Origin of the sequence: Desertimonas flava, assembly GCF_003426815.1 — a bacterium.
Classification (GTDB): domain Bacteria; phylum Actinomycetota; class Acidimicrobiia; order Acidimicrobiales; family Ilumatobacteraceae; genus Desertimonas; species Desertimonas flava.
On record NZ_QKYK01000029.1, the window covers coordinates 1 to 23990 of the forward strand.

Consider the following 23990-nt stretch of genomic DNA (forward strand, 5'->3'; position numbering starts at 1 on the left):
GGCACGTGCGCCGCGTCGTCGTCGACGCCGCCGGGGTCGTCATCGACTTGGGCCGGCGCAGCCGGCTGTTCACCGGCACCGCCCGAGACGCCGCCATCCTCCAAGGTGTGTTGGATCGGAACGGGCGATGTACCCATCCCGGTTGTGGCCGGGACTCGCATTGCCAGATCGACCACCTCATCGAATGGCAACACGGAGGCAGCACCGATCTCGTCAACGCCGGGATCGGCTGCGGCCACCACAACCGCGTCAAATCCACCTCCGGGTTCTCGACGCGGCGCGACCCCCACGGCCACTGGCACACCTACCGACCCGACCACACCGAAATCCGCGCCGCCTGAGCGCGACCCGGCCTGCCATGCTGCTTGCCATGCCGCGGAGCTCACCGTGAGCCGTCTCGATCTCGGCCGCATTCGCGCTGCGGTCGGATCGATCGATCCCGTCTTCCTCCAGTCGCCGCAGTTCGAGGCCCCGGCGCTCAGCGATGCCGTGGGTTGTGCGCTCACGCTGAAGGTCGAGACGATGAACCCGGTGCGCAGCTTCAAGGGACGCGGCACCGAGACGGTGCTCGCCCGGCTCACGGCCGACGGCGACCCCGGATCCGTGGTCTGTGCGAGCGCAGGCAACCTCGGCCAAGCCCTTGCCTACAGCGCCGGTCGCCGCCGGATCCCGGCCACCGTGTTCGCGGCCGAGACGGCCAACCCGCTGAAGATCGAGCGGATGCGGGCGTTCGGCGCCGAGCTCCACCTCGAAGGCGATGACATCGAGCTCCCTCGGCGGCTCGCCCAGGCTCACGCCGAGCGGACGGGGGCTCACCTCGTCGAGGACAGCCTCGACATCGGCACCTGCGAGGGCGCCGCCACCGTCGCACTCGAACTCCTCGACGGACCGGCACCGTTCGACGTCGTCCTCGTCGCGCTGGGCGGGGGTGCCCTCGCCAGCGGCGTCGGACATGTCGTGCGCGAACTGTCGCCGGCGACCGAGGTCGTCACCGTGCAGCCGGCGGGCGCTCCGGCGATGACTCTGTCGTGGCGCCAGCGGTCGGTGGTCAACACCGAAACCATCGAGACGATCGCCGACGGCGTCGCTGGACGCTTCCCCATCCCGGAGGTGCTCGCCGACCTGCTCGATGTCGTCGACGACGCCGTACTCGTTTCCGAGGACGGCATCACGAACGGCATGCGAGCGCTCTACGAGCTCGCCGGCCTCGTCGTCGAGCCGTCGGCCGCGCTCGGCGTGGCGGCGATCCTCGAGGAGCCCGACCGTTTCCGCGGCCGCCAAGTCGCCACCATCATCTGCGGCAGCAACGTCGACCCGTCGGACTTCCGGAGCTGGGTCGCCCCCGCCTGATCCGCCGCCTCCTATCGTGGGCTCCGGCCATGCTGGAGTTCGTCATCGCCCGCAATCCCGACGAGGGATCATCGCTGCCGTATCTCATCCGGCTCCCCCTGGGACCGCGCGGCGTCGCGCTGAAGACCCGCGAGACGTGGCCACGGACCGCCAAGGTGTATTGCCATCGCGCCGACGAATGGCCTGACGACCTCGACGTGCTCGACCGGATCCCGGTCCGGTCGTGTGTGCGGCGCGGGGCGGCGGTCGACCTGGTCCTCGATCGGGCCCGCGAGCACCGGTCACAGTTCGTCTTCACCCAGGCGCGCGGCCGCGAGGTGATCTTCTGGCAGAGCGCCCGTACGGCCAAACAGGCCCGCCCGGCGGTGTCGGTGCCCACGGCGCGAGCGGCGGGACGAGTGCTCGAGATCGTCGTCGACAGCCACGAGCGCTACGCCTGGAACTTCGCCGGCCAGCAGGCGACCACGGCGCGCCGCGCCTTGCCGGCCGGCGATTACGCGGTCGAGGTCGACGGCTCGGTGATCGCGTCGGTCGAGCGCAAGAGCCTGACCGACCTCGTGTCGACGTTGACGTCTGGCAAGCTGCGCTACCTCCTGGCCGACCTCGCCACGCTGCCCCGGGCCGCCCTCGCCGTCGAGGACCGGTGGTCGTCGGTCTTCAAGCTCGACCGTGTCCGTCCGGCCGTCGTCGCCGATGGGCTGGCCGAGGCGCAGGTTCGCTTCCCGACCGTGCCGATCGTGTTCTGCGAGACCCGGCAGCTCGCCCAGGAGTGGACCTACCGCTTCCTCGGTGCGGCGCTGGCCCAGCACCACGAGGACACCCACGGCGACCGGCGTACCGCCGAACTCCCCGAGCCGGGCGAGGTGCCGCTGCCCACGGCGCCGGTCCACCCATCCGTTCGCACCACGTCGCCGGTCGGCCCGACCGCTCACCGCCCGCCCGTCGCGGTCGTCCGCGCCTGGGCGCTCGCCAACGGCATCGGCGTGTCGGACCGCGGTCGACTCCGTCCGGAGGTCTGGGATCGCTACCTCGCCGCCCACCCTGTTCCCAGCGACGAAGCCGGCGATGCGGGCGTGGGCTGAACGCCAGTAGCGTGTTCCGTCACGCCGGGTTAGCTCAGTTGGCAGAGCACCGCACTTGTAATGCGGTTGTCGTGGGTTCGATTCCCACACCCGGCTCCACTTCGGGCCCGTGTCAGGCGGCGAGCGCCGGATCGGGGCCGGTCAACTGGGCGGCGGCGAGCTCGGCGTAGAGGCCGCCGGCGGCGACCAGTTCGGGGTGGGTGCCCCGCTCGACGACGCGGCCGCCGTCGACGACGGCGATCTCGTCGGCGGCGAGGACCGTGGCGAGGCGGTGGGCGATGACGATCGAGGTCCGCCCGGCCATCGCCACGTCCAGCGCGTCCTGCACGGCGGCCTCCGAGCGGGCGTCGAGATGGGCGGTCGCCTCGTCGAGCACGACGACAGCGGGGTCCTTGAGGAGCAGACGAGCGATCGCCACACGCTGCTTCTCGCCGCCCGACAGGCGGTGGCCACGGTCGCCGACGACGGTGTCGAGTCCGGCGGGAAGTGCAGCGACGACGTCCCACACCTGCGCGGCGCGCAGCGCCGATTCGATCTCGGCGTCGGTGGCGCCGGGCCGCGCGTACTCGAGGTTGGCGCGCAGCGTGTCGTGGAACAGGTGCGGGTCCTGGGCGACGACGCCGACGGCGTCGCGGACCGACGCCATCGTGAGACCTCGCACATCGTGGCCGCCGATGCGCACGGCGCCCTCCGTCGGGTCGTACAGCCGCGAGACCAGCCCGGCGATGGTCGACTTGCCGGCACCGGACGGACCGACGAGGGCCAGCATCCTGCCCGGAGCCACTGACAGCGAGATGTCGTGCAGGATCTCCGTGGACACGGTGTCGTCGAGACGCGCCACGCCTTCGAGCGAGGCGAGCGACACCTCGCTCGCCGACGGGTACTGGAAGCGCACGCCGTCGAGCTCCACGCCCACCGGCCCGGAGAGCAGCGGCTCGGCGTCAGCAGCGTCGATGATGGTGGGCTCGAGGTCGAGCACCTCGAGCACGCGCTCGAAGCTGACGAGCGTGGTCATCACATCGACCTGCACGTTGGACAGCGACGTGAGCGGCCCATACAGCCGCTTGAGGTACGCCGTGAGAGCGACGAGCGTGCCGATTCCGAGCGTGCCGCCGATCGCGCTGAGGCCACCGACCCCGTAGACGAGGGCCGCCGCCAACGATGCGAGCAGCCCGAGCGAGGACATGAACACGCGGGAGTACATCGCCGAGGTCACGCCGATGTCGCGAACGCGGCCGGCCCGCCGGGCGAAGGCCTCGGATTCCCGCTGCGGGTCGCCGAAGAGCTTCACCAGCAGTGCGCCCGACACGTTGAAGCGCTCGGTCATCGTCTGGCCCATCTCGCCGTTGAGGCGGTACTGCTCACGGGTGATGTCGGCGAGTCGACGGCCCACCCAGCGCGCCGGCAGGAGGAACAGCGGAAGGAGCAGCAGGGCGAGCACGGTGATCTGCCACGACAGGACGAACATCGCCACGAGCGTGGTGACGACGGCGATGAGGTTGCCGACGACATTGGAGAGTGTGGAGGTGAACGCCTGCTGGGCGCCGCGCACGTCGCTGTTGAGCCGGGTGACGAGGGCGCCGGTGTGGGCGCGGGTGAAGAACCCGATCGGCAAGCGCTGCACGTGGTCGAAGACCTGGGTGCGCAGATCGTGGATGAGTCCCTCGCCGATGCGGGCCGAGCACCATCGCTGCACCAGGCCGAGGACAGCCGAGACGACGGCGAGTGCCGCCACCACGACGGCGAGGCCGATGACGACCCCACGACGGCCGCTGACGATCCCGTCGTCGATGATGGCGCGGTAGATGAGGGGCGTGGCCGCGCCGGCGAGGGCGTCGACGACGACGAGAGCGAGGAAGACGGCGATCAGGCCGCGGTAGGGCCGGGCGAACGCGCCGATGCGGCGCAGCGTGCCCGGGGCGAGACGGTGGGCGGTGACGGACGAGTCGAGGGTGAATGACTTGAGCGCGCGAGGCATAGGGCTCCTTCGATGAAGCTGGTGATCTTCTAGTGATCGGATCTCATGATGAGTTAAACTCACGACATGGCCGGTTCTATTCCCGCCGACGCCGGATCCGACGCCGAGATCGTCGAACTCCTCCACACGGTGCAGCGCCGGCTGCGCTCCGCCGCACGCGCCGAGCTCGAGCCGCTGGGGCTGACGCCGGCCCAGCTGCGGGCGCTGCGCACCATCGGCTACTCCCCCGAACCGATGCGGATGAGCGCCGTCGCCGATCGCCTCGGCGTCGCCCGGCGCTCGGCGACGACGTTCGTCGACCAGCTCGTCGACGCCGGACTGGTGCAACGGTCGGCCGACAGCAACGATCGCCGCGGAGTCGCCGTGGCCACGACGGCGGCCGGCCGCAAGCTGCTGGCCACGGTGAAGGTTCGCCGCGCCGCGGTTGCCGGGTCGTTGCTCGGCGCGCTGTCCCCCGCTGAGCGGCGTCAGCTGGCCGACCTGTTGCGGCGCATGGCATCGGACCCACCGTCCGCCTCGTCGCCCGAGGGCCCGGCTTGAGAGCCTGGACCGATGGCCGCCGACATCGAGATCACCCGCGACGAGTTCGTCGAGATCGTCACCATCAACCGCCCCGACGTCCGCAACGCACTGCGGTACCAGACCTACGACGAGCTCGAGCGAGCGGTGCGCTCTTCGACCGCGCGGGCGATCGTCATCACCGGCGCCGACCCGGCGTTCTGCTCTGGCGACGACGTGCGCGAGGTGATGGGTGGCGGCGCCGAAGGTGCCGCGCCGACGGCGACGCCGACGTCGTCGTCGGGTCCACGACTGACACCGGCGGCGGACGCCCTGCTGCACAGCGACATCCCGATCATCGCCGCCGTCAACGGCGCCGCGGTCGGCTGGGGCATGGAGCTGGCGCTGATGGCCGACATCCGGATCGCATCCGAGCGAGCCAAGTTCGGCGAGCTCTTCGTGCTACGCGGCCTGTGCACCGACGTCGCCGGCATCGGGCGGCTGGCCACCGTCGTCGGCCGGGACACGGCGGCACGGCTGCTGTTCACCGGTGACGTCATCGAGGCCGAGGAGGCAGTCCGGATCGGCCTCGTCTCCGAGGTGGTCCCCCACGGCGAACTGCTGCCGACGGCGGTGGCGCTGGCGCACAAGATCGCCGCACGGCCGCCGCTGGCCGTGGCCAAGATCAAAGCAGGCATGCGGTCGGCGCTCGACCCCGACTGGCGCGAGCTCGGGACATGGGTGTCGTCGGCGCTCGGCGAGCTGTTCCGCACCGAGGACCACCGCGAGGGCGTCAAGTCGTTCCTCGAGAAGCGCCCGCCTCAGTTCGTCGGACGGTAGGCCTCGACGACCGGCGCCAGCTGGTCGGGGCTGGCCCCGTGGAGGATCACGCCGTCACAGCCGAGGTCGAGCTGGTGACGCACGGCTGCGGCACATTGCCGCGGGCTGCCCGACGCCGATGGGGCCAGCCATTCCTCGGGGATCAAGGTGGCGACGTGCTCGAGCTCCCCGGTCGTCGCCACCTGATCGATCGCGCCGCGAACCGTCGAGACGTACTCGTCGGCGCGGAAACGCTCGAGCACGGCCGGGTCCCAGCGGTTGGTCGTCACGAGGAGATCGCCGTACGCCTGGAGATACGTCGCCATCCGGCCGACGGACTTCTTGAGCAACACGTCGTGGGGCAGGTGGTCGCCGAGCGTGGCGAAGCACGACCACACCTTCACCGCGGCGGGGTCGCGGCCGGCCTCCTCGGCGGCGCGCCGGACCGTTGCGACGCAGCGCGCCGTCGTCTCGTCGGTGAAATAGGTGTGGAGCATCACCTCGTCGAACGCCCGGCCGGCCATCGCCAGGGTGTCGGGGCCGAAGGCCGTGACGAGCAGCGGGATGTCCATCGAGAACCGCGGATCGAGCGCGAGGACCGGGTACGAACCGAGCACGCCGTCGTAGCCGACGATCACCTCGCCGTGCCACAGGCGCCGCATCAACCGGGCGAACTCCTCGAGGTGCGCGGTGGTCACGGCGGACAGCCCGAGCGCCTTCTGCATCTGGGGGATGCCTCGACCGAGCCCGAGGACGAAGCGCCCGCCCGAGAGGTCGTGGAGTGTCGAGGCGAACGCTGCGGTGACCGCCGGATGCCGGATGTTGATGTTGGTCACCCCGGTAGCGATGCGCATCCCCGTCGACGCGGCGATGGCGGCTCCGGAGAGCCCCGCTGCCTCCTTGACGTTGAGGCGCTCTGAGATGAACGCCGTACCGAACCCCATGCGCTCGCCGGCCCGGACCTCGTCGAGCATGACCGCCGACGTCGTCGCCCCGCCAGGCAGGAGGTAGTAGGCGAGTTCGTCGAGGCGCGGTGAGGGCGGCGCGGTGGGCTCCATCGACCGGACAGTAACGACGGCGTTCGCTCCGGCTCGATCCGGCCGCACCGTCAGGGGAAGGGGGCGCGGCAAGCGGGCGGGAGGTGCTGGGTACCCTCGGCCGCATGAGGGCTACACGTTCGACACTCACCTCGCTCGCCGCGATGTCCGTCACGCTGACCGCGTGGAGCGCCCACGCCGGAAGCGTCGCGGCGACCACCGAGCCGGCCCCGGACCCGTCCGACTCCCCGGCGTCCAGCGGGTTCACGGTGGCCGGAGCGCTCGCCGAACTGCCTGCCGACCTGGTCGACGAGGCGGCGGTCATCACGATGGCCGACCTCGACGCCGTGACCGCCGCCGCTGGCATCACGGTCCCGGACGGCAGCACCGACGACTACCTCTCCTGGCTCATGACGATCACCGGAACGCCGCCTCGCGGGGACGGCGACAGCGAGATGCAGTTCCCGCCGGCCGTGGCCCTCCCGCCCATGAACCTGGTCCAGCACGCCGCGATGGCCGACGAGCTGGAGGCCGCAGTCGGATTCGACCTCGCCGACGTGTCGTGGTTCGCCGACGTCAGCCACCCGCCGTCGGGCTTCTCGGTGTTCGCCGGCGCCTTCGACGAGGCGACGCTTCCCGACACGCTCACACCCGTCGAGGACGGCATCGTCGGCCTCGGCGAGGGCGAGGACTTCTCCCAGCGGCTCGACGCGCCCAACCCGTTGAGTCGGATCGGGGTGCCGCAGCGGCTGGCTGTCACCGAGGGCCGCATCGCGGTCAGCCCGGACACCACCCTCGTGAGCGGGTGGCTCGGCGGTGCGAGCGGCGGCGAGGTCGACGACGACCTGGTGGCGGTCGCCACCGCACTCGACGAAGCGGGCGCGATCTCGGCGGTGCTCGGATCGCTCGGGGACCTTGAAGACACCCTCGGCCAGAACGCCACGCCGGAACAGCGCGAGCAAGTGTTGGCTCGTCTCGGCGACATGGGGCTCGACGATCAGTTCGACGACGCCGTCGGCATCGGTTGGCACGCGGGCGACGGCCAGCCGGCGATCTCGATCGTCTACTCCCTCGACGACGACGTCGACGCCGCCGGCACCGAGGCCGCGGTCGACAGCGTCCGGCGAGTGTTCGAGGAGGGCACCCTGCTCCTCAACGCCGCGCCGGTGCCCGACTACCTCGTCCTCGACGACGTCACCACCGACGGGACGGTCGTCGTGGCGACCGTGCACCCAGGGCCCGAGGGCCGACCGGTCCATCCGTACCAGATGCTCGAACGTCACGACCTCCCGTTCGTCGTGATCGACGACTGATCCCGTCCGCCGAGAAATCGGAACGACCCCGTCACATCGGCGCTGGCCGAGACGTCAACTGGGCATGAACGCACGTCGACCCACCCCAGCCGAGTGACAGGGATCGGCACCGATGACCGACAGACTGGCCGTGATGAACGATCCGACGTCGCACTGCGGCGACCTCGGCGCACGTTTCGAGGAGCATCGGCGTCACCTGCTCGGCATCGCCTACCGCATGCTCGGCTCACACGCCGAGAGCGAGGACGTGGTGCAGGACACCTGGCTGCGGCTGTCCCGTATGACTGACGAGCAGATCGACGGGATCGACAACCTGGCGGGCTGGCTCACCACAACTGCCGGGCGCCTCAGCCTCGATCGGCTCCGGAGCCGATCGAGGCGGCGCACCGAGTCGCTCGAAGCCGCCGCCGAGCAGCGGCTGCCCGACCCCGTGGTCCGACGCTTCGACGACGCCGCGGAGGCCGACGATCCCGCCGCTGCGGCCGAGCTCGCCGAGTCGGTGAGTCTCGCCCTGCTCGTGGTGCTCGAGACACTTCCGCCCGCCGAAAGGCTGGCCTTCGTGCTCCACGACACGTTCGCCGTCCCGTTCGACGACATCGCCCCGATCGTCCAGCGGTCGCCCGAGGCGACCCGGCAACTGGCCAGCCGCGCCCGCCGGCGATTGCGCGACACCCCGGCCGATCTGGAAAGTCGCACCGCCGGCGACGTCACGCGCCAGCGTGAGGTCGTCGAAGCGTGGATCGCCGCGGCCCGGGGAGGCGACTTCGAGGCGTTGGTGTCGTTGCTCGACCCCGACGCCGTGCTCCAGGTGGACTCGGGACGCCCGCGGACGTCCAGGGTCATCCACGGCGCCGAGACCATCGCCCGCAATGCCACCTCGTTCCGCCGCCCCGACGCGATCATCGAGGTCGTGCTCGTCAACGGTGCGGCCGGGCTCCTCGCCGTCGAGCACGGCCGACCGCTGGCCCTCGGGTCGTTCGCGTTCGGGCCGGACGGCCGGATCGTCGCCGTGTCGATCATCGCCGACCGTCAGCGGCTCGGCCAGCTCGGCCTGCCCGAGATCGGCGGCTGATCGGACGTCAGCCGGCGCCGACCGGCACCCAGATCGCCGTACCGGCACCCGACTTGGCGAAGATGCCGCCGTCGACCCACTGCGGCACCGACGGGCCGATGACGAGCTCGACGTCACTGAGGTCGATCGCGCCCACGAACTCACCCGTTGCCACGTCACCGACCACCAGGTACTGACCGCCGGCCTGCGGCGAGTGGTGGCGCCCGACCCACATCGAACCGTCCGGTGAGTACGCCTGCGGCCCCGTGGGCGGAACCAGACCGTCGGCGATCGCCGCTCCGGCGTCCTCCGGCGCGGGCGCCGGCACGAGCGCGCCGGACACGGGGTCGAACCACGGCCGGGCCGCCGATGATCCCGTGACGAGGTCGAGGGTGGTCACCGCCGCCGCCGACCTCGGGTCACCGACGGCGAAGTCGTACTGGCTCAGCAACAGCGGGTCGACGACCAGCGCCGTGGTCCCGTCCGGATCGACACCGGTGAGTTCGAACGAGACATCCGGAGCGGCGACGACCTCGGTGACCTCACCCGTCGACGGGTCGAGGTGCCAGACCCCGTGTCCGGGGTCGTCGCGGTCGGCCGGGTTGGTCGTGAACAAGATGGTGTCCTCGGCCGCCCAGCTCATCGACGGCCAGATGGCGAACCGCGTCTCGACCGGGGACGCGGCGAGGGCGACCGGCTCGCCGCCGGCCGCGTCGATCACCATGACCGTCGGCACGACGCCGGAGGTGTCGTCGCGCACGAAGGCCAGACGAGTCCCGTCGGGCGACCACGTAGGCAGCGTGTCGACGGCGAGCGCCTCGGGGGCGTCGGCGCCGATCAACCCGCCCTCGTAGCCGTCGTCGGTGAGGTTGACCAGCGTCCCGTCGAGGTCCATGACGAGTACGTCACCGTCGCGGAGCTGCACGAAGACGTCCGGCGTGAAGGCCACGCGCTGGGAGTTCGGTGACCAGACCATCGCGGGTCGAGACGGAGGGCTGACGGTGCCGATCCTCTGAACGGCGCACGTGGCGCTGAGCGAGCCCATCTCCCAGATGCACGGAGTGCGGTCGGGGCCGATCCCGGCGACGTGGCGACCGTCGGGCGAGACGGACTCGAGGAGCCCGTCGACGGCGATGGCCGTCGGCTCGCCGAGCGGACCGGCGTCCGGTCCGGTCTCGGAGGCCATCGACTCGGCGGTGCCGTCGTTCGGCGGGGACGACGCCCCGAACGTCGACACGGACAGCGACACGGACACGAGCGGTCCCACGACCGCGCCTGACAACCACCGGCTCATCGGCGGGACCCTACCGGTCGACCTCCCCGGTGGGGCCGCGGGTGCCGCCGGCGCGTCGCTCGAGGTACCGCCGCTCCGCCTCGGTGCCGGCAACCCTGGCGGCGGCGGCGAACGCGGCGCCGGCGTCGGCGAATCGACCGAGCCGTTCGAGCAGCTCGCCCCGTGCGGCGAGGTACCTCGCCTGATGGGCGACGCGCCCGTCGTCACCCAGCGCCTCGAGCAGCCGGAGGCCGCGCTCGGCGCCGTGCACCTCAGCGGCGGCGATCGCTCGGTTCATCTCGGCGATCGGACCGGGCGACGCAGCGACCAGGAGGTCGTGCAGGCGCAGGATCTCGCTCCAGTCGGTGTCGGCAGCGGTGGGCGCTGCGGCGTGCACGGCGGCGATCGCCGCCTGCAGCCGGTACGGCCCGGGCGGGCCCATCGCCAGCGCCCCGGCGATCAGCCGGCGGCCTTCGGCGATGAGGTCGGCCCGCCAGCGGGTGCGGTCCTGCTGGGAGAGCGGGACGTACTCCCCGGCGGCGTTCACCCGCGCCGGCCGGCGGGCCTCGGTCAACAGCATCAGACCGAGCAGGCCCTGCACCTCGTCGTCACCGGGGAGTTCGGCCTGCACGACGCGTGCGAGGCGGATCGCCGCGTCGGCGAGGCCGACGTTCGCCAGGTCACGGGCGACGAGGTGCCCTTCCGTGAAGACGAGGTGGAGCACTTGCAGGACGGCGGGCAGACGTGCCGCGCGATCGGCGTCGGTGAGCTCGACGAATGCCGGGCCGGAGGCGTCGATGGTCTGCGTCGCCCGGTTGATGCGATCGTCCATCGCCCCTTCGGCCGCGAGGAAGGCACGGGCGATCTGGAGCGTGCTCAAGCCACCCACGGCACGGAGCGTGAGCGCGATCTGGCTCGTCACGCTCACGGCGGGGTGGCAGCAGAAGACGAGGAGACGGAGCGTGTCGTCGGCGTTCGGTGCGGCCACAGGATCGAGGTCGGTCGAACCGACCACCGGCTCCGGCGGCGAGTCGGCCAGGCTTCGCGCGGCAGCCGAGTGGATCCAGCCGCCCGGATCGGGCGGGACCCCGGTGACGGCCCAGCGCTCGGCGGCCGCGGCAAGAGCGAGATGGACGGCGCGCTCGCTCGCATCGAAACGGTGGCCGGCGCGCAACAGCGCGGTCAGTACGCGCGGTGCCTGAAGACGCAACACGGCGTCGACGTCCGGGGACTTCATCTCGTGGGGTGCCCGGGTTCGGACATCTCGGCTCGATCCTTCCGTCGACGCAGGCCACGGTGGCGGCGAAATCGCGGCGGCGACCGATTCGGGCCGTGGCGCACGGACGTTCGGAGCGTACCCTGACTCGACGGTGACGTTGAACGGCGAAGCGAACGACAGCTCACCGCGAGGGCCAGCACTCGAACGGTGGCGGCTCCTCGCGGTCACGCTCGGCGCCCAGCGGCGCGGGCTCGCCCTCGCCACCGCCGTCGGGCTCGGATGGTCGGCCGCCAAGGTGGCGATCCCGCAGCTCACCAGGCTGGCGATCGACCGTGGGGTCGACGGTGGCGGGTCGCTGCTCGCCTGGACCGTGCTCATCGCAGCCGTCGGCATCGCCATCGGCACGTTCACGGCGTTCCGGCGCTACTACGCGTTCCGCGAGGCCCGCTGGACCGAGACCCGCCTGCGCGAGCGGCTGTTCGACCACGTGATGTCGCTGCACATCGGGTACCACGACCGGGCGCAGACGGGCCAGCTGATGAGCCGGGCATCGAGCGACCTCACGATGCTCCAGATGTTCGTCGTGATGGTGCCGATCACGATCGCCAACCTCGCCATGATGACCGCGGCCGTGGCCATCCTCGTGTCGACCGACGCCCTGCTGGCCGTCGTCGCCCTCCTGCCCCTCCCCCTCGTGATGATCACCGCCACCCGCTTCTCCAAGCGCATCCACCCGACGCTGATGGATGTGCAGGCCGAGCAAGCCGAACTGGCGACGGTCGTCGAGGAGTCGGTGGCCGGCGTCCGGGTCGTCAAGGGATTCGGCGCCGAGGAGACGCGCAGCCGCCGCGTCGAGCACGAGGCGGACGACATCCAGACGGCGTCACTGCGGGCCGCTCGTATCCGCGGCAAGTTCCTCCCCCTGGTGGAAGGCCTTCCCCAGCTCGGCCTCATCGCCGTGCTCGGCATCGGTGGGCACCGGGCGATCGACGGGCACCTGACGATCGGCCAGCTCGTCGCCTTCACCACCTACATCACGTTGCTCATCGCCCCACTGCGGATGACCGGCCTGACCGTCGCCTGGGGCCAGCGGGCGGGGGTCGCGCTCGAGCGCATCAACGAGGTGCTGTCGACGGTGCCGCGCATCGCCGATCCCGCCGAGCCAGAGTCACTGCCCGTGCGCCGCGCCGGCGAGCCGGTCGGTCGTGTCGAGATGCACGGGGTTCGCTTCGGCTACGACCCCGCCCAGCCGGTCCTCCAGGGGTTCGACCTCGTGGTTCCCGCCGGAGGTTCGGTCGCCCTCGTCGGCGGCACCGGGTCGGGCAAGTCCACGGTGGCCCGGTTGCTCGTGCGGTTCTACGAGCCGCAGGCGGGCACGATCTCGGTCGACGGCGTGCCGATCGACCGGCTGCGCCTCCACGACCTGCGCCGGGCCGTCGGCATCGTGTTCGAGGACACGCTGCTGTTCCACGACACCGTCGCCGCCAACATCGCCTTCGCCTGCCCCGACGCCGAACCGCCGCAGATCGAACAGGCCGCTCGGCTGGCCGGTGCCCACGACTTCATCACCCGCCTTCCCGAGGGATATGCGACGCTGATCGGCGAGCGCGGCTTCTCGCTGTCGGGGGGACAACGACAGCGCATCGCCATCGCCCGGGCGATCCTCGCCGACCCGCGGGTGCTCGTGCTCGACGACGCCACCTCGGCGGTCGACCCCTCCAAGGAGCACGAGATCCGCGAGGCGATGCGGACGGTGATGGACGGCCGCACGACGTTCGTCATCGCCCACCGGCCGGGCACGATCGCCCTCGCCGACTCCGTCGTGTTCATCTCCGGCGGCGTCGTCGCCGCTGCCGGCACCCACGATCACCTCGTGGCGACCAACGCCGATTACCGCTCCGTCCTCGCCGCGATGTCCACCCGTGCCGCGGCGCTCGAGGGTGACGACGTTGCCGACGACTCCCGGGCCGCGACGGTGGGCGACTGATGCCGCCGATCCCGTCCGACGACCTCCGTCCGCTCGACCGCGAGGTCGCCCAGCAGGTGGCCAGGCGGACCGTGCAGATGGCGCGGCCGCTGCGCCGCCTGATGCTGATCGCTGTGGGATTCGTCCTCTTGTCGACGCTGGCCACCCTGCTCGGCCCGGTGCTGTTGCGATACGGCATCGACCGGGGCATCCGACGCGGCGATGTCGGTCCCGTCAACTTCGCCGTCGTGCTGTTCGGCGTGATCTTCGTCGTCGCCTACCTGGCGGGCCGCCAGCAGTACGTCTACATCAACCGGGCGGGTGAGGCGTTCCTCCGCACCCTGCGGGTGCGCGTGTTCCGCCACATCCAGCGCCAACCCCTCGCGTTCTACGACCGCTGGCCGGCCGGGGTCCTCGTCTCGAGGATGACCTCAGACATCGAGGCGATGGCCGAGCTCGTGCAGTGGGGATTGCTGCAGTTCGTCTCGACGTTCATCGTCATCGGCCTGTCCCTCGTGCTGCTGTTCGTCCTGTCGTGGCAGCTGGCTCTCGTCGCCCTCGCCGTGTTCCCGCTGATCATCCTCGCCACCCGGCGCTTCCAGCGGGACTCGAACGAGGCCTACCTCACGGTCCGCGAGCGCGTCGGTGAGAACCTGTCCAGCCTGCAGGAAGGCATCTCCGGGGTCCGCGTCATCCAGGCCTACAGCCGCGAACGCGAACAGTCACGCCGGTTCCGGCACTCCAACCGGTCGCTGTACAAGTCGCACCTCCACAGCCTTCGCGTCTCGACGTGGTACTTCGGTGTGGTCGAGGCGTGCGGGGTGCTGGCCACCGCCCTCGTCATCGGCGTCGGCGGTTTCCTCGTGCACCGCGGCTCGGTCACGGTCGGCACCGTCATCGGCGTCGTGCTCCTCGTCGCCAACCTGTTCGAGCCGATCCAGCAGCTCTCGCAGCTCTACAACGGCGTGCAGCAGGCCGGCGCGGCGATGAACAAGCTGTTCGGCATCCTCGACACCGACCCCGAGATCGCCGACCGACCGAACGCCGTCGCGGCCCCGCCGACCGGCGACATCGTCGTCGACGACGTCACGTTCCACTATCCGAGCACGACGACGCCGGCGCTCGAACACTTCTCGCTGACGATCGCCGACGGCGAACGGGTGGCCTTCGTCGGACCGACCGGCGCCGGCAAGTCCACCGCGGCCAAGCTGATCGCCCGCTTCTACGATCCGACGTCCGGCACGATCACCTACGGTGGGCTCGACGTCCGCGACGCCACGATGGCCTCACTGCGCGAGCGCATGGTCGTCGTGCCGCAGGAGGGCTTCCTGTTCGGCGGCACGATCGCCGAGAACATCCGCGTGGCCCGCGCCGAGGCGACCGACGACGACATCCGCGCGGCGTTGGCGTCACTCGGGGTGCTCGAACGCTTCGAGGCGTTTCCCGAGGGTCTGCACACCGAGGTGCGCGAGCGCGGCTCGCGCCTGTCGGCGGGTGAGCGACAGCTGGTCTCGCTGGCCCGGGCCGCCCTGGTCGATCCCGCGGTGCTGGTGTTGGACGAGGCGACGTCCAATCTCGACCCCGGTACCGAGCTGGTCGTCGAGGCCGCGTTGGAACGGCTGATGACCGGGCGGACGACCATCGTCGTCGCCCACCGTCTGTCCACGGTGCGCCGGGCCGACCGCATCGCCGTGATCGACCACGGGCGCCTCGTCGAGCTCGGCACGCACGACGAGCTCGTCGCCGAGGGAGGGCGCTACGCCGCCCTGGCCGCGGCGTGGGAGCGCAACCAGATCGTCAGCTGACGTTCAGCGCCGCCTGACGTGGCATCCGGCGGCGAGGCGCGCCGGCGTGGTGCCGGCGAGTCGACCACACCACCGCGCGAGGTGCGACTGGTCGTAGTAGCCGGCCGTGACGGCGACGGTGGCGAGATCGGCCGACCCGAAGGCATCGAACGCGCGGCGGAATCGCAGGATCTCGTGCATCTGCTTGGGCGCCAGCCCGACGTCGCCGAGGACGCGCCGGTGCATCGTTCGCTCGCTCACGCCGAGGGCCGCGGCCACCCCGCCGACGGTCGGCCCCGGCTCGTCCAGGCAGCGGATCGCGTGGGCCACGCTGGGATCGGGCCGATTCGAGAGCTCGGTGGAGCGTTCGACAACGGCCGCCGTCAGGATGGCAATCGCGTCGTCCGGCGCCGGGCTCGACGCGCACGTCGTCAGCGCGGCGAGCAGCACCTCGACGACGGAAGGCGGCCACAGTTCGTCGAGCCGCATGGGCGCATCGAGCTGCGGCATCGGTCGACCGAACACGGCGACCGCGGCGTGCGGGTGCAGGCGGATCCCCGCCGTGACGGGCCTGTCGGAGACCTCGACGGTGGTCGGCGCCGCCCGGGCCGGCGTCACCCGAAGTCGGCACCCGTCCCAGGAGACGTCGACGCACCCGTCGGGCAGCAGCCGCAGCGGACGGGACCAGCCGGGAGCAGCGCTCCATCCGCACGACACCAGGTCCGCCCCCGCAGCCGGTGGCCGGTGTTCGACGTACCACGACCGCACGGCGCGTCCGCAGATGATTCGTCCGGCGAACGTCGCCCGCGGCGTCGACATCACCACGAAGTGTGCCCGGTCTGACCGATTCGTCCAAGACGGTGTGCGCATCGCTGCGTCACCGTCGGGCGGATGAGGCTCGCACTGGTCCAACCGTCACGATGGCACCGCGACGGACACGCCAACCTCGCCGCCGCCCACGAGGCGATCGGGCGACAGGGACCCGGAGGCGACCCGCTCGTGGTGGTCCTTCCCGAGCTCATCGGCGGTGACCTCGCCGACGCCGACTACGTCGCGCACCTACGACAGATCGCCGTGTCGGCCGAGGCCTGGGTGGTGGGCGGGTCCCACCACCGCCGCACCGGCAGGTCGATCAGCAACTGTGGCGCCGTCGTCGACCCGCACGGTGAGGTCGTCGCCCGGTACGCGAAGGCCACGCCGTTCGGCTCCGAGCGCACCGATGGGGTCGAACCTGGCCCGCCCGGTGTGACGGTCCGCATCGCGGGGTGCCACGTCGCCGTCCTCATCTGCGCCGACGCCTGGTTCGCCGAGCACCTCCTGGCCCTGGAGCCGTCCCCGGATCTGGTGATCGTGACGAGCTTCTCGGTGACTCGTCGCGATCCTGCTGCTGCTCGGCGCTTGTGGCATCACCTCGCCGTGAGCCGGGCCTACGAGTTCGGCGCCTACGTCGCCGTTGCCGACTGGCGCGCAGGAGCGCGCTACCGGGGAGTGCGCGCCGCCGGCGCGAGCGGGCTCGCCGAGCCCGAGCCCCACCGTCTCGGCGACCACTTCTCGAGCGCCGGCGACGCCGATGTCTGGGTCCGCGACCTCGACCTCGCTCGGCTCCGCGAGCACCGTCGCGATCGCGCGGCGCTGGGCTTGTTCCGGGGCGTCCTCTAGCGCGGCAGCTGGAGCATCCCGTAGGCGCGGGTGGGACGGAACGTCACCAGCACTCGCTTCTCGTCCACCATGGCTCGGCGGAACTCGTCCCAGTCGGGGTGCTCTCCGGCGGCCGTGCGATACCACGTCACGAGAGCTTCGACGGCGTCATCGTCGGGAGCGCCGGCGATCGCCGACATCTCGACCTCGCCTTCGAGCACGGCGTAGGCGTAGAAGTCATCGCGCGTGATGTGGAGGGCGGCCCACGGATCGCGGGCGAGGTTGTGGTACTTGGCTCGGGTCGCGGTGATCGAGATCTGCGCGGCGCCGTCGTCGCTGACGCTGTAGAGGATGTTCGACAGCTGTGGCTTGCCGTCGCGCTTGAGCGTGACGAGCACGCCGTGCTTGTTGGTGCGGGCGAAGTCGAGGGCGGTGGAGAGCTCCATGCGTCAGTCAACGCCGGGAGACAGCGATTGCTTCCGCCGGAGGGACAGATCGGCGCACGCCGCGCAGACCTCGTCGGAGAGGACACCCGAGCGGATCAACAGAGCGAAGACCTTACACCCGATGCAGTAGCCGAGCGCCGATTCCAGCGTCGCGGCGATGGCGATCATGGCGACGAGGACGACGGCCACGATGGTGGCGCCGAACGCCATGTGGGCGACGAGGGCGGTCACCGACAGAACGGCCCCGATGCCCTGGGCGAACCGCTTCGGCGGACCGTCGACCGGGCGGGCGGCGAACGGGAGCCGCGGCACGACGACCTGCGTGGCGAGGCGACCGAGCGGGCTGAACGTCGGTCCGGCGGCCACCCTGGCGACGAACCCGAAGGCGAGCGGCCACAGCACCCAGGTCCATCGAGGCACCACGACGGCGAGCGACATGGCGACGACGCCCGCCGCCACCGTGCGGGCGGCGACCTCGTTGACGGGGTTCGGGAAGGAAAATACTCGACTTATGTAGTCAACATTAGCGCTCGACTCGTGCCTCACGCACCCCGGGGCCGACAATCACCCCATGACCGCCGTCGAACGTTCGCTGCTCGATCCTCACGTGGCCCTGCTCACCCTGAACCGTCCGGAACGGCTCAACGCCATGACGTCGGAGCTCGTCCAAGGGTTGCACGATCACCTCGACGCCATCGCCGTCGATCCGACGATCAGGGTGGTCGTGCTGACGGGCGCCGGCCGGGGGTTCTGCGCCGGCCTGGACATCACCGGGTACGGCCAGGCACCGCACACCGAGGGCTTCGGGCGCACGCAGGGTGGCCTGGCCGTGCAGAAGCACATCGCCTCGCTGATCCCTCACCTTCGCTCGCTGCCGCAGCCGGTGATCGCCGCAGCCAACGGGCCGGCCCACGGCGGCGGGTTCGCGCTCGTCCTCGGCTCCGACGTGCGGCTCGCCGCCCGCTCGGCCAACTTCAGCGCCGCCTTCCTGCGCATCGGGGTATCGGCGTGCGACATCGGCACGAGCTGGCTACTGCCGCGCATCGTTGGTGTCGCCCGGGCCCAGGAACTGATGGTGACGGCCCGCAACTTCGATGCCGACGAGGCCTACCGCATCGGTCTCGTCGTCGAACTCCATGACGACGACAAGCTGCTCGATGCGGCGCGGGCCAAGGCCCAGCACATCTTGTCCAACGCCCCCTTCGCCGTCGCCTTGACGAAGGAGGCGATGTGGACGTCCCTCGAGATCCCCGGCTTACAGGCGGCGATCGACCTCGAGAACCGTCAGCAGATCATGGCCAGCGCCACCGCCGACCACGTCGAGGCGATGCGGGCGTTCGTCGAGAAGCGCCCGCCGAACTTCACCAACACCTGACCGCTGCCAGACGAACCCGGCGACCGGTCGCAAAGCGACCAACGCGCCGACGCCGTCGGGGGATGCTCGAACCGGTCGCGAACGGACCAACGCGCCGACGCCGTTGGGGGGAAGCTCGAACCGGTCGCGAACCGACCAACGCGCCGACGCCGTCGGGGGGATGCTCGAACCGGTCGCGCACCGACCAACGCGCCGACGCCGTCGGGGGGATGCTCGAAGGGGGGATTCCCCCCTTCGATGCGGCGACCAGCGCAGCTTGCTGCGCCGCCGCCTCTTTCAACTCTTCGTGCGAGCGAAGCGAGCTCGTTACAACTCGCCGCAGGCGAGCGAGGAGCGAAGCGACGATGCTCGCCGAGGACGAAACGTCAGGCACGGTGGCGGGCGACCTCGTAGGTGGCGAGGGCGGCGGCAGCCGACACGTTGAGCGAGCTGAGGCGACCGAGCATCGGGATGCTGACGATCATGTCGCAGCGCTCGCGGACGAGCCGCGACAGTCCAGCGCCCTCGGCACCGAGCACGAGGCAGATGCCTTCGACGGCGAGATCGGCGATGTCGAACAACGAACGGTCGGCGGCGTCGTCGAGGCCGACCACCCACACCTTGTGCTGGCGCAGCTGATTGATCGCCGTCGGCAGGCCGCCGACGAGCACGAGCGGTACGTACTCGACGGCGCCGGCGGCCGACTTGGTGACCGTCGGCGTGACGTGGACCGCACGATGGCTCGGCAGGATCACCCCGTCGACTCCCGCGCCCTCACAGTTGCGCAGGATCGCGCCGAGGTTGCCCGGGTCGGTGACGCCGTCGACGGCGACGAGGAAGGGCGGCTTGCCGTTCTTGCCACGGATGAGAGCGCCGAGATCGCCCTCCTCGAGCGGGGCGGCGTAGGCGATGATGCCCTGTGGCGCCTCGGTGCGCGCCCGGGCGTCGAGCTTGTTGCGGGCCACCGATGCGACGGGGACCCGGTTGGCCTTGGCGATCTCGAGGATGTCGGCGACGGCCTCGTCGTCGAACAGTTCGGCCGACAGCCAGATCTCGTGGATGCGGCGCCGTCCGGCGATCAACAGTTCGCGCACCGCCTGGCGCCCTTCGACCTGCTCGCCACCGAGCCCCTTCTCCGAGCGCTTCGGCAACGGATCGCCCGACAGCCGGCGGACGCCACCGACGCGAGCGGCGCCTCGGGACCGATCGACGCCGATGTGGGTCTGGGTCGCCCGCGACGGCACGAGGCGCGTGCGGGGCGGGCGGGCCACGCCTTGGTTGGCGTTGGCCGCGGGCGCATCGACGCGGGATCCGCGCGTGGACCCGCGGGCCGACTTGGCGGCGGGGCGACCGGGCTTGGCGCCGCTCCGTCCCGGCTTCGCCGGCGCCCGGCCCTGTCCGCGCGGCGATCCCTTGCCGGACCCCCGGCCCTGACCGGACCGGCTGTTGCCGCCTCCGCGGCCAGATCCCGACCGTTGCTGTCGCGGACTCATCGGGTTACCTCGCTTGTCTGGGTGCTGGTCCCGGCGGTGGCCCGGGTGATGACGACGGAGGCGAAACAGACGATGCCCTCGCCGCGGCCGAGCGCTCCGAGCCCTTCGGGCCGACGTCCCTTCACCGACACGGGCGCACCGACGGCCGCCGACAGGCGGTGCTGCATCTCCTCACGCAGCGGCGCCAGCTTCGGAGCCTCGCACACCACGCTGCAATCGGCGTTGCCGACGCTCCAACCGTCGCCCCGCACGAGCTCGACGACCCGGCGGAGCAGCTCGATCGAGTCGGCGCCGGCGTACTCGGGATCGGTGTCGGGGAACTGCTGACCGATGTCGGCGAAGCCGGCGGCACCGAGCAGGGCGTCGGCGACGGCGTGAGCGACGGCGTCGCCGTCGCTGTGGCCGACGAGCCCCGGCACGCCGGGAAAGACGCACCCGCCGAGCACCATCGGACGCTCGGGGTCGTCACCGACGCGGTGGACGTCGAACCCGTTTCCGACCCGGACGTCGATCACGACAGCGCCGTTTCGTGCCGGTCGGCGAGCAGGGCCCGGGCCCGATCGAGGTCGGCGGGATCGGTGATCTTGTGATTCCAGGACTCGCCCGTGACCACCACGACACGACCACCGGCCTGTTCCACCAGTGACGCATCGTCGGTGCCCTCGGCGCCCGACGCGTGGGCCGCCCGTAGCACCGACGCGGCGAACGCCTGCGGCGTCTGCACGGTGACGAGCGTGGACCGGTCGGGCGTCGACACGACGGCGCCCGAGGGATCGACGACCTTGACGGTGTCGGTGACGGGCAGGGCCGGCACCGCCCCGTCGGCGCCGGCGCGCACGGCCGCGACCACCGCTTCGAACAGGGCCGCGGTGGCCAGCGGGCGGGCGGCATCGTGCACGCAGACGATGTCGGCGTCGGCGGGGACCGCAGCGAGACCAGCCCGGACCGACTCGCTCCGGGTCGACCCACCCACCACGGCGACGTCGTCGGGCCGGGCCGCCCGCCAGTTCTCCACCTGGTCGGCCGACGGCAGCACGACGACCACGCGGCCGGCGCACGACCGGGCGACGTCACAGGATCGGTCGATCACACGTTCGTCTCCGAACAGCGAGGCGAACTGCTTGGGCGCCCCGAACCGCTGTCCGGAGCCGCCGGCGACGACGATCGTCCAGACGCGCACCGCGGCCGCGGCGTCGAAAACGGGCGTCCCAGGCATCGGGAGCAGGGTACTGGGGCGCCGGGGCACTAACCTGCTGGCCAGCATGGGGAACGACACGCACGCCTACCGGGACGTCCTAGCCGGCACCGAGTTCTTCGCCGACGCCCCGTCCGACATCCTCGCCGCCCTGGCCGAGCATTGCACCGAACAGCAGCTCGTTCGGGGTGACGTGCTCTTCCAAGAGGGAGATGCACCCGACGCCCTGTACGTCGTCACGTACGGCCGACTCGCCATCGCCCTCGCCAATCCGATCGACAAACGCGAGAGCGTCGTCGCGTTGATGGAGACGGGCGACCTGTTCGGCGACATGGGCCTGCTCGACGATCGGCCACGGTCGGCGATGGCCCGGGCGCTCGAGCCGTCCCGGGTGCTGTCGATCCCCTACGCACCGGTCATCGAGATGTTCAAGGAACAGCCGACGATGCTCTGGAACGTCACTCGGATGCTCGCCCAGCGACTCCGTGCGATGGACGAGGCGCTCGCCGACTCGGTGTTCCTCGACGTCACCGGGCGCACCGCCAAGCGGCTGCTCGAGTTGGCCGGGAGCGACAACGAGTTCATCCTGCCCGTCACCCAGGAGGAGCTGGCCGGCATGGTCGGCGCCTCCCGCGAGCGGGTCAACAAGGCGATCGCCAGCTTCATCCGGCTCGGCTGGCTGGAGCAGCGCGACCGTCACTACACCATCACGCAGCGCGATCGGCTCGAGCTCCGCGCTCGCTGATCAGGCGTCGCTGCGGTTGGTCCGCCAGAGGCCGAGCACGGTGATCGCGGCGACCCAGACGAAGAAGTAGATGCCGCCGGGCACCCGTCCCATCAGGTCGTCGGTGCCGGGATTCCACGAGGCCATGTTGATGCCCTCGACGTAGGGCAGGAACCGCACGGCTTCGTCGTTGTCGAGCGCGGACAGCAGGGCGGCGACCAGGCCCTCGGCCACGAGCGGCCACAACAACAGCACGCTCACCGTGGCCGGCGTGTTGCGAATGAGCATGCCGAGCCCGAAACCGAGCATGGTCAGCCCGACCCCGAGGAGTCCGGCACCCGCCAGGGCGGCGAGGGCCGGCACCGGGAACCCGTTGAACTCCCGCAGGGGGAAGTTGTCCGACGGGGCGTCGGAGAGGCCGACGCCGAGGAGCCACGAGACGGCGAGGACGATCAGCATCAGCACGGCGGCGAAGGCGAGGTGCACGAGGAGCTTGGCCAGCAGGGGTTGGAGCCGCCGCGGCTGGGCCGCGAAGGTGGGGCGGATCGTGCCGTGGTTGAACTCGTTGGTCATGCCGATGGCCGCGACGACACCGACGAGCATCGCCGAGAGCACGGCGACGACGTTGATGAGGTCGATCAGGTCCTTGCTGGTGACGATGTCGTCACTGAGGGCCGACACCAGGGCGACGACGATGACGGGGAAGGCGACGGCGACGATCGCCAGCACCTTGACCACGGTGAGCGTGGACAGCTTGATCCACTCGCTGCGCAGGCTGTCGATCATCGCCCACCCCCCGGCGGACCGAGCTGCCCCGGTGGTGGCGGAATCTGCTGGCCCGGAGCCGGAGCGCCGGAGTGGTACTCCTGCGCGCCCGCCGTCGCCTGCAGGAAGGCGTCCTCGAGGGACTCGCTCTGCGGCGACAGCTCGTGTAACACGGTGCCGGTCTGCATCGCCAGCTCGCCGATCTGCTCGATGGCCAAGCCGGCCACGTCGATGCCGTCGGCGCCGAAGGCCCGCCACTCGCCGCCGGCTCGCGACAGCGCCTCGGCGAAGGGTCGGGGCGTGGGAGTGCGCACGCGAACCCAACGGCGGGCGTAGCGGTCGATGAACTGGCTGACCGGGCCCTGCTCGATGAGCCGGCCGCGGCCGATGACGACCAGATCGTCGGCCATGAGGGAGATCTCCGACAGGAGGTGGCTGCTGACGAGGATCGTCCGTCCCTCCCGCGCGAGGGCGACGAGGAAGTCGCGGATCCACCGCACGCCCTCGGGGTCGAGACCGTTGGCCGGCTCGTCGAGGATGATCGTCGTCGGGTCGCCGAGCATCACGCCGGCCAGGCCGAGGCGCTGGCGCATGCCGAGGGAGTACCCGCGCACCTTGCGGCCGCCGACGTCGGCAAGGCCCACCATGGCGAGGCACTCGTCGACCCGCTGGCTGGGGACGCCGTTGCTCGCCGCCATCCACCGCAGGTGATTGCGTCCCGTCCGGGCCGGATGGACGTAGCCGGCGTCGAGCAGCGCGCCCACCTGGAACAGGGGCTTGGACAGGCTGCGGAACGGCTGGCCGTCGAACATCGTGGTGCCGCCCTCGTGGCGATCGAGGCCGAGCATGCACCGCATCGTGGTGCTCTTGCCCGACCCATTCGGTCCGAGGAAGCCGGTGACCCGTCCGGGATGCACGTCGAAACTGAGGTCGTCGACGGCCACGGTGGAGCCGAAGCGCTTGGTGATGTGGCGGATCTCGATCACGGTCCGCTCGACCGTAGCT

Annotated in this window: 24 protein-coding genes and 1 tRNA gene; 13 read left to right on the forward strand and 12 right to left on the reverse strand. The window is 71.2% G+C overall.

The features are described from left to right. The 4 genes from DN771_RS23280 to DN771_RS23295 all read left to right on the forward strand — a co-directional run. Positions 1–341: HNH endonuclease signature motif containing protein (locus DN771_RS23280; RefSeq protein WP_162942319.1), on the forward strand; the 341-nt coding region annotated here is incomplete at its 5' end. 46 nt (positions 342–387) lie between these two features. Then, positions 388–1350, forward strand: a complete 963-nt coding sequence (locus DN771_RS23285) for a threonine ammonia-lyase (protein ID WP_116999973.1) — start codon at positions 388–390, stop codon at positions 1348–1350. A 29-nt stretch (positions 1351–1379) separates the two neighbouring features. Continuing rightward, entirely contained in the window at positions 1380–2432 is a 1053-nt protein-coding gene (locus DN771_RS23290; RefSeq protein ID WP_116999974.1) for an ERCC4 domain-containing protein, read from the forward strand. 23 nt (positions 2433–2455) lie between these two features. Next, positions 2456–2531: transfer RNA gene (locus tag DN771_RS23295), tRNA-Thr, on the forward strand. Between the two features lie 13 nt (positions 2532–2544). On the opposite strand, the gene DN771_RS23300 is transcribed toward DN771_RS23295, so the two are convergent. Continuing rightward, the gene (locus DN771_RS23300; RefSeq protein ID WP_116999975.1) at positions 2545–4410 is read right to left on the reverse strand and encodes an ABC transporter ATP-binding protein; all 1866 of its coding nucleotides are present in this window, start codon (positions 4408–4410) and stop codon (positions 2545–2547) included. Between the two features lie 66 nt (positions 4411–4476). Between DN771_RS23300 and DN771_RS23305 the strand changes: the two genes are divergently transcribed. Together DN771_RS23305 and DN771_RS23310 are read left to right on the forward strand one after the other, a co-directional pair. Further along, positions 4477–4950, forward strand: a complete 474-nt coding sequence (locus DN771_RS23305) for a MarR family winged helix-turn-helix transcriptional regulator (RefSeq protein ID WP_116999976.1) — start codon at positions 4477–4479, stop codon at positions 4948–4950. A 12-nt stretch (positions 4951–4962) separates the two neighbouring features. After that, positions 4963–5748, forward strand: a complete 786-nt coding sequence (locus tag DN771_RS23310) for an enoyl-CoA hydratase/isomerase family protein (protein WP_116999977.1) — start codon at positions 4963–4965, stop codon at positions 5746–5748. Here DN771_RS23310 and DN771_RS23315 read toward each other — a convergent pair. After that, positions 5730–6785 (reverse strand): TIGR03857 family LLM class F420-dependent oxidoreductase, encoded by a 1056-nt coding sequence (locus DN771_RS23315; protein WP_116999978.1) that lies wholly within the window; start codon positions 6783–6785, stop codon positions 5730–5732. The genes DN771_RS23310 and DN771_RS23315 overlap by 19 nt on opposite strands. Before the next feature lie 104 nt (positions 6786–6889). On the opposite strand from DN771_RS23315, the gene DN771_RS23320 reads away from it, so the two are divergent. Then, positions 6890–8077 (forward strand): hypothetical protein, encoded by a 1188-nt coding sequence (locus DN771_RS23320; protein WP_162942320.1) that lies wholly within the window; start codon positions 6890–6892, stop codon positions 8075–8077. Between the two features lie 112 nt (positions 8078–8189). Continuing rightward, on the forward strand, positions 8190–9149 hold the full coding sequence (locus DN771_RS23325; RefSeq protein WP_205528739.1) for a sigma-70 family RNA polymerase sigma factor: 960 nt from the start codon (positions 8190–8192) through the stop codon (positions 9147–9149). A 7-nt stretch (positions 9150–9156) separates the two neighbouring features. On the opposite strand, the gene DN771_RS23330 is transcribed toward DN771_RS23325, so the two are convergent. Next, a complete protein-coding gene (locus tag DN771_RS23330) occupies positions 9157–10422 on the reverse strand; it encodes a DPP IV N-terminal domain-containing protein (protein WP_116999980.1) in 1266 nt (421 codons plus the stop codon). A 10-nt stretch (positions 10423–10432) separates the two neighbouring features. Beyond that, complete coding sequence (locus tag DN771_RS23335; RefSeq protein WP_116999981.1) at positions 10433–11638, reverse strand: RNA polymerase sigma factor; 1206 nt, start codon at positions 11636–11638, stop codon at positions 10433–10435. A 133-nt stretch (positions 11639–11771) separates the two neighbouring features. On the opposite strand from DN771_RS23335, the gene DN771_RS23340 reads away from it, so the two are divergent. After that, entirely contained in the window at positions 11772–13607 is a 1836-nt protein-coding gene (locus DN771_RS23340; RefSeq protein WP_116999982.1) for an ABC transporter ATP-binding protein, read from the forward strand. Beyond that, positions 13607–15391, forward strand: a complete 1785-nt coding sequence (locus tag DN771_RS23345) for an ABC transporter ATP-binding protein (RefSeq protein ID WP_116999983.1) — start codon at positions 13607–13609, stop codon at positions 15389–15391. The genes DN771_RS23340 and DN771_RS23345 overlap by 1 nt, the downstream gene beginning before the upstream one ends. Positions 15392–15394: 3 nt before the next feature. Here DN771_RS23345 and DN771_RS23350 read toward each other — a convergent pair whose 3' ends face one another. Beyond that, positions 15395–16189: a helix-turn-helix domain-containing protein gene (locus DN771_RS23350; protein ID WP_162942321.1), complete on the reverse strand. Its 795-nt coding sequence runs from the start codon at positions 16187–16189 to the stop codon at positions 15395–15397. 72 nt (positions 16190–16261) lie between these two features. On the opposite strand from DN771_RS23350, the gene DN771_RS23355 reads away from it, so the two are divergent. Continuing rightward, a complete protein-coding gene (locus DN771_RS23355) occupies positions 16262–17029 on the forward strand; it encodes a carbon-nitrogen hydrolase family protein (protein WP_116999985.1) in 768 nt (255 codons plus the stop codon). Here the strand turns inward: DN771_RS23355 and DN771_RS23360 are convergent. Continuing rightward, positions 17026–17454 carry a PPOX class F420-dependent oxidoreductase gene (locus DN771_RS23360; RefSeq protein WP_116999986.1) on the reverse strand — a complete coding sequence of 143 codons (429 nt, stop codon included), beginning with the start codon at positions 17452–17454 and terminating at the stop codon, positions 17026–17028. The genes DN771_RS23355 and DN771_RS23360 overlap by 4 nt on opposite strands. A 3-nt stretch (positions 17455–17457) precedes the next feature. Continuing rightward, positions 17458–18000 (reverse strand): DUF4395 domain-containing protein, encoded by a 543-nt coding sequence (locus tag DN771_RS23365; protein ID WP_205528740.1) that lies wholly within the window; start codon positions 17998–18000, stop codon positions 17458–17460. Between the two features lie 25 nt (positions 18001–18025). Here DN771_RS23365 and DN771_RS23370 point away from each other — a divergent pair, with 25 nt between their 5' ends. After that, complete coding sequence (locus tag DN771_RS23370) at positions 18026–18829, forward strand: enoyl-CoA hydratase/isomerase family protein (RefSeq protein WP_116999987.1); 804 nt, start codon at positions 18026–18028, stop codon at positions 18827–18829. 365 nt (positions 18830–19194) lie between these two features. Here the strand turns inward: DN771_RS23370 and rlmB are convergent, their stop codons facing one another. The 3 genes from rlmB to ispD are packed head-to-tail and all read right to left on the reverse strand — an operon-like array spanning position 19195 to position 21517. Continuing rightward, the gene (rlmB, locus tag DN771_RS23375) at positions 19195–20301 is read right to left on the reverse strand and encodes a 23S rRNA (guanosine(2251)-2'-O)-methyltransferase RlmB (protein WP_116999988.1); all 1107 of its coding nucleotides are present in this window, start codon (positions 20299–20301) and stop codon (positions 19195–19197) included. Next, positions 20298–20816: a 2-C-methyl-D-erythritol 2,4-cyclodiphosphate synthase gene (gene ispF, locus DN771_RS23380; protein ID WP_116999989.1), complete on the reverse strand. Its 519-nt coding sequence runs from the start codon at positions 20814–20816 to the stop codon at positions 20298–20300. The genes rlmB and ispF overlap by 4 nt, the downstream gene beginning before the upstream one ends. Continuing rightward, positions 20813–21517: a 2-C-methyl-D-erythritol 4-phosphate cytidylyltransferase gene (ispD, locus tag DN771_RS23385; RefSeq protein ID WP_116999990.1), complete on the reverse strand. Its 705-nt coding sequence runs from the start codon at positions 21515–21517 to the stop codon at positions 20813–20815. The genes ispF and ispD overlap by 4 nt, the downstream gene beginning before the upstream one ends. Positions 21518–21563: 46 nt before the next feature. Between ispD and DN771_RS23390 the strand changes: the two genes are divergently transcribed. Further along, positions 21564–22241, forward strand: a complete 678-nt coding sequence (locus DN771_RS23390; protein ID WP_116999991.1) for a Crp/Fnr family transcriptional regulator — start codon at positions 21564–21566, stop codon at positions 22239–22241. On the opposite strand, the gene DN771_RS23395 is transcribed toward DN771_RS23390, so the two are convergent. Further along, positions 22242–23006 carry an ABC transporter permease gene (locus DN771_RS23395; protein WP_116999992.1) on the reverse strand — a complete coding sequence of 255 codons (765 nt, stop codon included), beginning with the start codon at positions 23004–23006 and terminating at the stop codon, positions 22242–22244. It lies immediately after the preceding gene. Continuing rightward, positions 23003–23971 carry an ATP-binding cassette domain-containing protein gene (locus DN771_RS23400; protein ID WP_116999993.1) on the reverse strand — a complete coding sequence of 323 codons (969 nt, stop codon included), beginning with the start codon at positions 23969–23971 and terminating at the stop codon, positions 23003–23005. Before DN771_RS23400 ends, DN771_RS23395 begins: the two co-directional genes overlap by 4 nt. Between the last annotated feature and the right edge of the window lie 19 nt (positions 23972–23990).

What these genes read in the sequence shown, in the direction of transcription:
- DN771_RS23290 (WP_116999974.1), top strand. Translation starts at nt 1,380, where the DNA reads ATGCTGGAGTTCGTCATCGCCCGCAATCCCGACGAGGGATCATCGCTG.
- DN771_RS23300 (WP_116999975.1), bottom strand. Translation starts at nt 4,410, where the DNA reads ATGCCTCGCGCGCTCAAGTCATTCACCCTCGACTCGTCCGTCACCGCC.
- DN771_RS23305 (WP_116999976.1), top strand. Translation starts at nt 4,477, where the DNA reads ATGGCCGGTTCTATTCCCGCCGACGCCGGATCCGACGCCGAGATCGTC.
- DN771_RS23310 (WP_116999977.1), top strand. Translation starts at nt 4,963, where the DNA reads ATGGCCGCCGACATCGAGATCACCCGCGACGAGTTCGTCGAGATCGTC.
- DN771_RS23315 (WP_116999978.1), bottom strand. Translation starts at nt 6,785, where the DNA reads ATGGAGCCCACCGCGCCGCCCTCACCGCGCCTCGACGAACTCGCCTAC.
- DN771_RS23320 (WP_162942320.1), top strand. Translation starts at nt 6,890, where the DNA reads ATGAGGGCTACACGTTCGACACTCACCTCGCTCGCCGCGATGTCCGTC.
- DN771_RS23325 (WP_205528739.1), top strand. Translation starts at nt 8,190, where the DNA reads ATGACCGACAGACTGGCCGTGATGAACGATCCGACGTCGCACTGCGGC.
- DN771_RS23330 (WP_116999980.1), bottom strand. Translation starts at nt 10,422, where the DNA reads ATGAGCCGGTGGTTGTCAGGCGCGGTCGTGGGACCGCTCGTGTCCGTG.
- DN771_RS23335 (WP_116999981.1), bottom strand. Translation starts at nt 11,638, where the DNA reads ATGAAGTCCCCGGACGTCGACGCCGTGTTGCGTCTTCAGGCACCGCGC.
- DN771_RS23345 (WP_116999983.1), top strand. Translation starts at nt 13,607, where the DNA reads ATGCCGCCGATCCCGTCCGACGACCTCCGTCCGCTCGACCGCGAGGTC.
- DN771_RS23350 (WP_162942321.1), bottom strand. Translation starts at nt 16,189, where the DNA reads ATGTCGACGCCGCGGGCGACGTTCGCCGGACGAATCATCTGCGGACGC.
- DN771_RS23355 (WP_116999985.1), top strand. Translation starts at nt 16,262, where the DNA reads ATGAGGCTCGCACTGGTCCAACCGTCACGATGGCACCGCGACGGACAC.
- DN771_RS23360 (WP_116999986.1), bottom strand. Translation starts at nt 17,454, where the DNA reads ATGGAGCTCTCCACCGCCCTCGACTTCGCCCGCACCAACAAGCACGGC.
- DN771_RS23370 (WP_116999987.1), top strand. Translation starts at nt 18,026, where the DNA reads ATGACCGCCGTCGAACGTTCGCTGCTCGATCCTCACGTGGCCCTGCTC.
- rlmB (WP_116999988.1), bottom strand. Translation starts at nt 20,301, where the DNA reads ATGAGTCCGCGACAGCAACGGTCGGGATCTGGCCGCGGAGGCGGCAAC.
- ispD (WP_116999990.1), bottom strand. Translation starts at nt 21,517, where the DNA reads ATGCCTGGGACGCCCGTTTTCGACGCCGCGGCCGCGGTGCGCGTCTGG.
- DN771_RS23390 (WP_116999991.1), top strand. Translation starts at nt 21,564, where the DNA reads ATGGGGAACGACACGCACGCCTACCGGGACGTCCTAGCCGGCACCGAG.
- DN771_RS23395 (WP_116999992.1), bottom strand. Translation starts at nt 23,006, where the DNA reads ATGATCGACAGCCTGCGCAGCGAGTGGATCAAGCTGTCCACGCTCACC.